Genomic DNA, 7,857 nt, shown 5'->3' on the forward strand with positions numbered 1-7,857 from the left:
GAGATCGGATTCCCCCCCCCCCGGGTCCCCCGGACTCGATTACGGGTGCGTCAGGGTCCCGACGATGCCGAGGATGTTCCAGATGGCGGGGGTGGCATTGGCGGCGATGGACGATCCGGCGCTCAGCAGTCCCAGCATGATGTTCCCCTCGATTGTTCGTATCTGCCTGTGGCACATACTGTTTCGGTATCAGCGAGATCGTTTCTCGCTTACGGGAACAAGATTGCCGCCCGGCCCCAGCAAGATCCTTAACAAGTCCTTGTAAACGAAAAACCCCGCCGCAACGATGCGTTGCGGCGGGGTGGTCCGAAAGACGATCAGCGACCGTTGATCTCGATGTAGTCGCGCTCGCCGTAGCCGGTGTAGATCTGGCGCGGGCGGCCGATCTTCAAAGGCTCGCGGTGCATTTCGCGCCAGTGGGCGATCCAGCCCGGCAGCCGGCCCATGGCGAAGAGCACGGTGAACATGCGGGTCGGGAAGCCCATGGCCCGGTAGATGACGCCGGTGTAGAAGTCGACGTTCGGGTACAGGCGACGCTCGATGAAGTAGTCATCGGTCAGGGCCGCCTCTTCGAGGGCCTTGGCGATGTCGAGCAGCTGGTCGTCGCCGCCGATCTTGGCCAGGATATTGTCCGCGACCTGCTTGACCAGGGTCGCGCGCGGGTCGTAGTTGCGGTAGACGCGGTGCCCGAAGCCCATGAGCTTCACGCCGTCTTCCTTGTTCTTGACCTTGCGGACGAACTCCTTGACGTCGCCGCCGGAGGCCTTGATCTCGTCCAGCATCTCCAGCACCGCCTGGTTGGCGCCGCCGTGCAGCGGGCCCCACAGCGCGTTGATGCCGCCGGAGACGGAGGTGAACAGGTTGGCGTCGGACGAACCCACCAGGCGCACGGTCGAAGTCGAGCAGTTCTGCTCGTGATCGGCGTGCAGGATGAGCAGCATGTCCAGCGCCGCGGCGATCTCCGGGTCGACCTCGTAGGGCTCGGCCGGGAAGCCGAAGGTCATCCGCAGGAAGTTCTCCACCAGCGACAGCGAGTTGTCCGGGTACAGGAACGGCTGGCCGACCGACTTCTTGTACGCGTAGGCCGCGATGGTCGGCAGCTTGGCCAGTAGTCGGATGGTGGACAGTTCGACCTGCTCGGGATCGCGCGGATCCAGCGAGTCCTGGTAGTAGGCCGAGAGCGCGTTGACCGCGGAGGACAGCACCGGCATCGGGTGCGCGTTGCGCGGGAAGCCGTCGAAGAACCGCTTCAGGTCCTCGTGCAGCAGGGTGTGGCGGCGGATGCGATCGGTGAAATCGTCGAGCTGGGCCTGGGTCGGCAGCTCACCGTAGATGAGCAGGTAGCTGACCTCGATGAAGGTCGACTTGCCGGCCAGTTGCTCGATCGGAATCCCGCGGTAGCGCAGGATGCCCGCCTCACCGTCGATGTAGGTGATGGCGGACTTCGTCGAAGCGGTGTTCATGAAACCGGGGTCGTAGGTGACGTACCCGGTGCTGGCCAGCAGCTTGCCCAGGTCGATCCCGTCATTGCCCTCGACGGCCTTGGCGACGGTCATCGGGTACTCGCCGCCCGGGTATTGCAGTACCGGCTTGGCGTCGTCGTCGACGTTGATGATGTTCTCAGCGGGCACGGAAGGATCCCTCTCAGGCTTGTAACCGTAGGCATCGGCGCGGTCGGCGCGCGATGCGCTTGAGTCAACGCTAGCCGCTGTCCAAGACGCCCGACTAATGAGGGTGTCTCTTATTACCTCACGGTCACCCTATTTGCGTGTGAGGACAGCGGCGATCATGTGCTAGACGCGCGAACATCGGAAATATCAGGCGACCTGCACTTCCGAATGCGCATGCGCCACCCGGTAGCGCACGAAGGCCGGGAAGGTCACGGCCGCGATCATCATGCCGATCACGACCAGCACACCGCCACCCGCCGCCGCTACAGCGGTACCCACGGCCGCCGCCGCGAAACCGTGCGCAACATCACCGATGCGCGGTCCACCCGCCACGACCACGATGAACACGCCCTGCAGCCGACCGCGCATCTCGTCGGTCGCCACCGACTGCAGCATGGTGGTGCGCAGCGCCGCCGAGAACATGTCCACCGCGCCGCCGAATGCCAGGCAGGCCAGCGCGATCCAGAGCGCGAGGGTCATTGACAACCCGTGCCCGACCAGGCCCACTGCCAGCCCGAAGCCGATCATGCCCGCGCCCCACAGCACGATGCAGACCACCACGGCCAGGCCCTGCCGACGCACCCGCGACAGCCAGCCGGAGAACACCCCGCCGAGCACCGCGCCCACCGACATGGCGGCGAAGAGCAGGCCCAAAGCCGTTCCGCCGGAAGCGGAGTCGCCGAAACTGTCCTGCGCGATCTGCGGGAACAGGGCGCGCGGCATGCCGAACACCATGGCCACCACATCGACCGCGAACGAGGCCAGCAGGATCTTCTGGGTCGCGAGATAGGCGAAGCCGTCGAACACTTCGCGCAGGCCGGCCCGGCCGGTCTCGCCGTGCGGCGGGATCGGGGGCAGCTTCCAGGTGGCCCACAGGGTGGCCAGCAGGGCGATGGCGTCCAGGAGATACAGGGTGGACAGGCCCGCGAGCGGAATCAGCATGCCCGCCAGCACCGGTCCGGCGATCGCGCCGAACTGCATGACGGTCATGGACAGCGAGTTGGCCGCGGGGAGTTGCTCGGGCGGCAGCAGACGCGGGTAGATGGCGCTGCGGGCGGGCTGGTTCATTGCGAAGAACGCCTGCTGGGCCGCGAACAGGACCAGCACCAGCCAGACATTGTTCAGCCCGGCGGCGGCCTGCGCCCAGAAGGCGAGGGCGGTGAGACCGGTGCCGGCGCTGGTGATCAGCAGCATCTTGCGGCGGTCCATGGCGTCGGCGAGCGCGCCGCCCCACAGGCCGAAGACGATCAGGGGGATGAGGCCGAAGAGTCCGGCCAGGCCGACATAGGAAGAGGAATGGGTGATGTCGTAGAGCTGCTTGGGGACAGCTACGACGGACAGCTGCGCGCCGATGACGGTGACGATCCCGGTGGTCCACAACCGGCGATAGTCGGGATTCCGCAATGGAGTTATGTCGGCGAGCAGTTTCACCGACACAACATTAGCCAGGCGAAACAGCACCTGGCTACGCTTTTTGGACCGATCATCCCACCATTTGAACGTGAGATATCCAACTCTTTCGGGACGGAAGATCGATCAGGGTTGCAGGCGTTCGACTTTCATGGCGGCCACGTCGGTGTTGCCCGGTTCGAGGGTGACCTTGATGCGGTTGTGCATGCGGCTGCGGCGGCCCTGCCAGAACTCGACGGTCTCGGGCTGGACCTGGAAGCCGCCCCAGAACGGGGGCAGCGGGACCTCGTCCACGTCGGCGAAGCGGGCGGTCGTCGCCTCCATCTGCCGGTCGAGGTCGGCGCGGGAGGCGATGGGGCGGGACTGCTCCGAGGCCCAGGCGCCGAGGCGCGAGCCGCGCGGCCGGGACTGCCAGTAGACCTCGGTCACCTCGGTGGAAACGCGGTGCACCGGGCCGCGGACGGTCACCTGCCGTCCCAGTGGGGTCCACACGAAAGTGGCCGAGGCGTAGGGGGTTTGGGTGAGCTGGCGGCCCTTGAAGGATTCGTAATTCGTGTAAAAAGTCACACCCTCGGGAGAAAGCCCCTTGCACAGGACGGTTCGCGAGGACGGCTTCGGACCGGTCTCGGTGATCTCGACCGTGCTCAGCACCATGGCGTTGGCGTCGGTGAGGCCCGCGCTGGTGGCGTGTTCGATCCAATTGCGCAGCAAGGGCTCCCAGCCGTCGGCCAGCCAGGTCTCGTCGAGGTCGGTTTCACGGCCCGGATGGTTGTCGCCCTGATCGACCCCGTACTCGACGCGCAACGCCGCGAGATCGACGGATGTAGTGGCGAATTTCTCCTGGTCAACCATGGGCCAGACGTTACTCCGGGGTAATGCGCGCGTTAAGCTCCAGTTTGATCGGCGTGGCCGCCCATCGATCGGGCGGCCCGATTTGCAAGGAGAGTCACAACATGACTGCCAGCGCTGCGGTACCCAATGTCGTCCCCGACGGCTTCGTGAGCGGTCTCGAAGGCGTGGTGGCCTTCACCACCGATATCGCCGAACCCGACAAGGACGGCGGTGCGCTCCGGTACCGCGGCGTCGACATCGAGGACCTGGTCGGCAATCGGGTCACCTTCGGTGATGTGTGGGCCCTGTTGGTGGACGGCGAATTCGGCCGCGGCCTACCGCCCGCCGAGCCGTTCCCGCTGCCCATCCACACCGGCGATGTGCGCGTGGACGTGCAGGCGGGCCTGGCCATGCTGGCCCCGATCTGGGGTTACCAGCCGCTGCTGGACATCGACGACGACACCGCCCGCGAGAACCTCGCGCGCGCCTCGGTCATGGCGCTGTCCTACGTCGCCCAGTCGGCGCGCGGCATCTACCAGCCGGCCGTGCCGCAGAAGAAGATCGACGAGTGCCACACCATTACCGAGCGGTTCATGACCCGCTGGAAGGGTGACCCGGACCCGCGCCACATCGAGGCCATCGACGCCTACTGGGTGTCCGCCGCCGAGCACGGCATGAACGCCTCCACCTTCACCGCCCGCGTCATCGCCTCCACCGGCGCCGACGTGGCGGCCTCGCTGTCCGGCGCCATCGGCGCCATGTCCGGCCCGCTGCACGGCGGCGCCCCGGCCCGCGTGCTGCCCATGATCGAAGCGGTCGAGAAGACCGGCGACGCACGGGCTCTGGTCAAGGGCATCCTGGACCGCAAGGAGAAGCTGATGGGCTTCGGCCACCGCGTCTACCGCGCCCAGGACCCGCGCGCCAAGGTGCTGCGCGAGACCGCCAAGCGCCTGGACGCCCCGCGCTACGAGGTCGCCGCCGCGCTGGAGCAGGCCGCGCTGGCCGAGCTGCGCGAGCGTCGCCCCGACCGCGCCATCGAGACCAATGTCGAGTTCTGGGCCGCCGTGATCCTGGACTTCGCCGAGGTTCCGGCGCACATGATGCCCGCCATGTTCACCTGCGGCCGCACCGCCGGCTGGTGTGCGCACATCCTGGAGCAGAAGAAGCTGGGCAAGCTGGTCCGCCCGGCCGCCATCTACACCGGGCCGGCGCCGCGCCTGCCGGAGACGGTGCCGGGCTGGGATCTGGTGTCGCACAAGTAGATCGACCGAAAGCAGTGGCCCGCAGTGAGACTCACTGCGGGCCACTGTCGTTCGAAACGCGGAACTACACCTTCACGACGATGGTGCCCACGGCCTTGTCGGCGAAGGTCTGCTTCTTGTCATCCCAGGCGGGCCACAGGAAGCCGAGGTAGCAGGGCAGCGCATCGATGATGTGCAGCAGGCGGCGGCCGAAGGCCAGCCCGAAACCGATCGGCTGGCCGGTGGCCTCGCGAATCAGCTTGATACCCACCACCTTCCGTCCCGGAGTCTGACCCGAGGTGCCCTCCATGTACGCGAGGAACAGCGAGCCACCGAACGAGAACACGATGGCGAGCAGCAGGCAGATCCAGCCCAGCGCGTTGTATCCGCCACCGCTGCAGACGGTGTGGTAGCCGGAGGTGACGGTGCAGCTCGCCTTCGAGGTGCCGACCGTGCCGCCGAGGAAATTCAGGATCCAGGCGGGCACGATGGTGATCAGGGCGTCGATGAGATAACCACCCGCTCGCTGGCCCCAGCTCGCGTACTGCGCCCCGTATCCCCCGAACGGAGCGTAGCCGGGTTGCGGTGCGCCGAAACCGGGTTGCGGTGCGCCGTAAGCGGGTTGGGGTGCGCCGTAGGCGGGCTGCTGCGGCGCGCCGTAGGGCGACTGGGCGTCATAGGCGGGCTGGCCGTAGGCGGGTTGCGGTGCGCCGTAGGCCGGTTGGGGTGCGCCGTAGCCGGGCTGGGGCGCGCCGTACGCGGGCGGCTGCGGTGCGCCGTATCCGGGCTGGGGTGCGCCGTAGCCCGGGGCGGGCTGGTCGGCGGGCGGGTAGCCGTACCCCGGCTGCTGCTGCGGGTACGGGTTGTTCGGGTATGTCAATGCGATTCCTTGCAAAAGGGTTGATTCGGTCGGGCAGGCTACAGTCTGGAGCAATCCGGCCTCCGGGATGAACTGGAAATCGATCACATCGGTCGATCGGGGCCGAAGGCATGTGAGATGAGGAGGCCGGGATGGCGTTGGAGATGCGGACACGCTGTGAGCGCTGTGAGGTTGCCGAATTGCCCGCCGACGGCCCGGCGCTCATCTGCTCCTACGAGTGCTCGTTCTGTGAATCCTGCGGTCGAACAATGGATTACGTCTGCCCCAACTGCGGTGGCGAACTGGTTGCCAGACCGCGACGATTGAAATAACGCTGATTCGGGTCCTGGCACCTGAGAGGGAATTCACATAGCCTGCTCCGGTGCTCGACGCAGGACTGTCCAGGCGCGGCCTCTTCGCCGCGGGCGCGGCGCTCGCCGCGAGCTTCGCCACCGCCGGATGCGGTGTGGCGAACGGCAATTCGTCCGACCGCATCCTGGAGCCGCCGCGGGCCGGCGTCGATCCGGGCACCGCGCCCGCCAAGCTGCCGATCAATACCGCCAATCCCGACGCCGTCGCCGCCAAGTACGCCGGTCGCCAGCCGCAGGGCTGGGGCACCGATCTGGACGGCATCATCACCGGATTCAATGCCACCGGAAAGCAGTTCGCGGTCACCTTCGACGCCTGCGGCGGGCCCGGCAACAATGACATCGACGAGAACCTGCTGGCCTTCCTGCAGGCCCAGCAGATCCCGGCCACCCTGTTCCTGAACAAGCGCTGGATCGACGCCAATCCGGCCCGCGCCACCCAGCTGGCGGGCAATCCGCTGTTCGAGATCGCCAATCACGGCACCGCGCACTGCCCGCTCTCGGTGACCGGCCGCGCCGCCTACGAGATCAAGGGCACCGTCTCGGCGCAGGCCGCCGTGGACGAGGTATGGGGCAACCACCAGCGCATCGCCGCCCTCACCGGGCACGCGCCGCGCTTCTTCCGCGCGGGCACCGCGCATTACGACGATGTGGCCGTCGCCATCGTCAAGGAGCTCGGCGAGACCCCGGTCGGCTACTCCCTCAACGCCGATTTCGGCGCCACCGCCTCCGCCACCCAGGTCCAGAACGCCATGGGCGCGGCCAAATCCGGCGGCATCTCCCTGGCCCACATGCACCGCCCCAAATCCGGTACCGGCCCCGGCATGTTGGCAGCCCTCCCCGCCCTCAAGGCCAACGGCTTCCAATTCGTCCACCTGCCCTGACTTTCGGGGTAAGCGACGGCCTTTGGGGTCACGACTCCCGCGACGCGGCCCAATCCACGGCCACTGATTCGCCGCGGTCGACGGTGAAGAAGGCGACCTCGAGGTGACGGCCCAGGTCCACCAACTCCATGGCGGACAACGGAACCGGCTGCACCACGCGGACCCGCCACGGTCCGGGCTCGTCCCACGCGTGCAGTTCCAGGTCCAGCCGCAGCACCGGATCGTCGCGCCCGGTGTAGTCGGCGGCCACGGGGGTGGCGGCCAGCACGGTGGCGCGGGCGCGCCGCCCGTCGGCCAGGATCTTGGCGATATTGGTGCGCGAAGTCTCCTCCGGCGCGGGCAGATACAGCACCACCCGGTCGTGATCCCCCGGATCGACCCGGCAGCAGACGATATCCCCCGGCTGCATCCACTCCTGATCAGCGACACTGACGCGCTGCCGAACCCGCGTCTCGTACGCATGCCGACCCTCGAGCTGGACCCGCACCCAGAACTCGAGCCCCGGCCCCGCCACCTCCGCGCCGCGCGTCGCCGCCCGCCGCTCTGCCGCCGCCCGCGCATCAACCCGCTTCTCCGCGCGAGTACGAATATCGG

The 7,857-nt window shown here is 67.4% G+C and carries 8 protein-coding genes; 3 read left to right on the top strand and 5 right to left on the bottom strand.

What is annotated here, in order from left to right:
- Positions 1 to 317 precede the first annotated feature (317 nt).
- The 3 genes from ACAM49_RS36755 to pdxH form a co-directional block, all read right to left on the bottom strand.
- The gene (locus ACAM49_RS36755) at positions 318 to 1,631 is read right to left on the bottom strand and encodes a citrate synthase (RefSeq protein ID WP_369640141.1); all 1,314 of its coding nucleotides are present in this window, start codon (positions 1,629 to 1,631) and stop codon (positions 318 to 320) included.
- Between the two features lie 186 nt (positions 1,632 to 1,817).
- Positions 1,818 to 3,101 carry an MFS transporter gene (locus ACAM49_RS36760; RefSeq protein ID WP_369640142.1) on the bottom strand — a complete coding sequence of 428 codons (1,284 nt, stop codon included), beginning with the start codon at positions 3,099 to 3,101 and terminating at the stop codon, positions 1,818 to 1,820.
- Between the two features lie 105 nt (positions 3,102 to 3,206).
- A complete protein-coding gene (pdxH, locus tag ACAM49_RS36765; RefSeq protein ID WP_369640143.1) occupies positions 3,207 to 3,932 on the bottom strand; it encodes a pyridoxamine 5'-phosphate oxidase in 726 nt (241 codons plus the stop codon).
- A 101-nt stretch (positions 3,933 to 4,033) separates the two neighbouring features.
- On the opposite strand from pdxH, the gene ACAM49_RS36770 reads away from it, so the two are divergent.
- Positions 4,034 to 5,173: a citrate synthase 2 gene (locus tag ACAM49_RS36770; protein WP_369640144.1), complete on the top strand. Its 1,140-nt coding sequence runs from the start codon at positions 4,034 to 4,036 to the stop codon at positions 5,171 to 5,173.
- Between the two features lie 64 nt (positions 5,174 to 5,237).
- On the opposite strand, the gene ACAM49_RS36775 is transcribed toward ACAM49_RS36770, so the two are convergent.
- Positions 5,238 to 6,032, bottom strand: a complete 795-nt coding sequence (locus tag ACAM49_RS36775) for an RDD family protein (RefSeq protein ID WP_369640145.1) — start codon at positions 6,030 to 6,032, stop codon at positions 5,238 to 5,240.
- 143 nt (positions 6,033 to 6,175) lie between these two features.
- Between ACAM49_RS36775 and ACAM49_RS36780 the strand changes: the two genes are divergently transcribed.
- Positions 6,176 to 6,343: a DUF1272 domain-containing protein gene (locus ACAM49_RS36780; protein WP_369640147.1), complete on the top strand. Its 168-nt coding sequence runs from the start codon at positions 6,176 to 6,178 to the stop codon at positions 6,341 to 6,343.
- A 50-nt stretch (positions 6,344 to 6,393) separates the two neighbouring features.
- Positions 6,394 to 7,263 (top strand): polysaccharide deacetylase family protein, encoded by an 870-nt coding sequence (locus tag ACAM49_RS36785; protein ID WP_369640146.1) that lies wholly within the window; start codon positions 6,394 to 6,396, stop codon positions 7,261 to 7,263.
- 28 nt (positions 7,264 to 7,291) lie between these two features.
- Here ACAM49_RS36785 and ACAM49_RS36790 read toward each other — a convergent pair whose 3' ends face one another.
- Entirely contained in the window at positions 7,292 to 7,852 is a 561-nt protein-coding gene (locus ACAM49_RS36790) for a hypothetical protein (RefSeq protein ID WP_369640148.1), read from the bottom strand.
- Positions 7,853 to 7,857 lie beyond the last annotated feature (5 nt).

Origin of the sequence: Nocardia sp. JMUB6875, assembly GCF_041154655.1 — a bacterium.
Lineage (GTDB): Bacteria > Actinomycetota > Actinomycetes > Mycobacteriales > Mycobacteriaceae > Nocardia.

Coding starts and splice junctions, on each gene's coding strand:
- pdxH (WP_369640143.1), bottom strand. CDS start 3,932: ATGGTTGACCAGGAGAAATTCGCCACTACATCCGTCGATCTCGCGGCG.
- ACAM49_RS36770 (WP_369640144.1), top strand. CDS start 4,034: ATGACTGCCAGCGCTGCGGTACCCAATGTCGTCCCCGACGGCTTCGTG.
- ACAM49_RS36780 (WP_369640147.1), top strand. CDS start 6,176: ATGCGGACACGCTGTGAGCGCTGTGAGGTTGCCGAATTGCCCGCCGAC.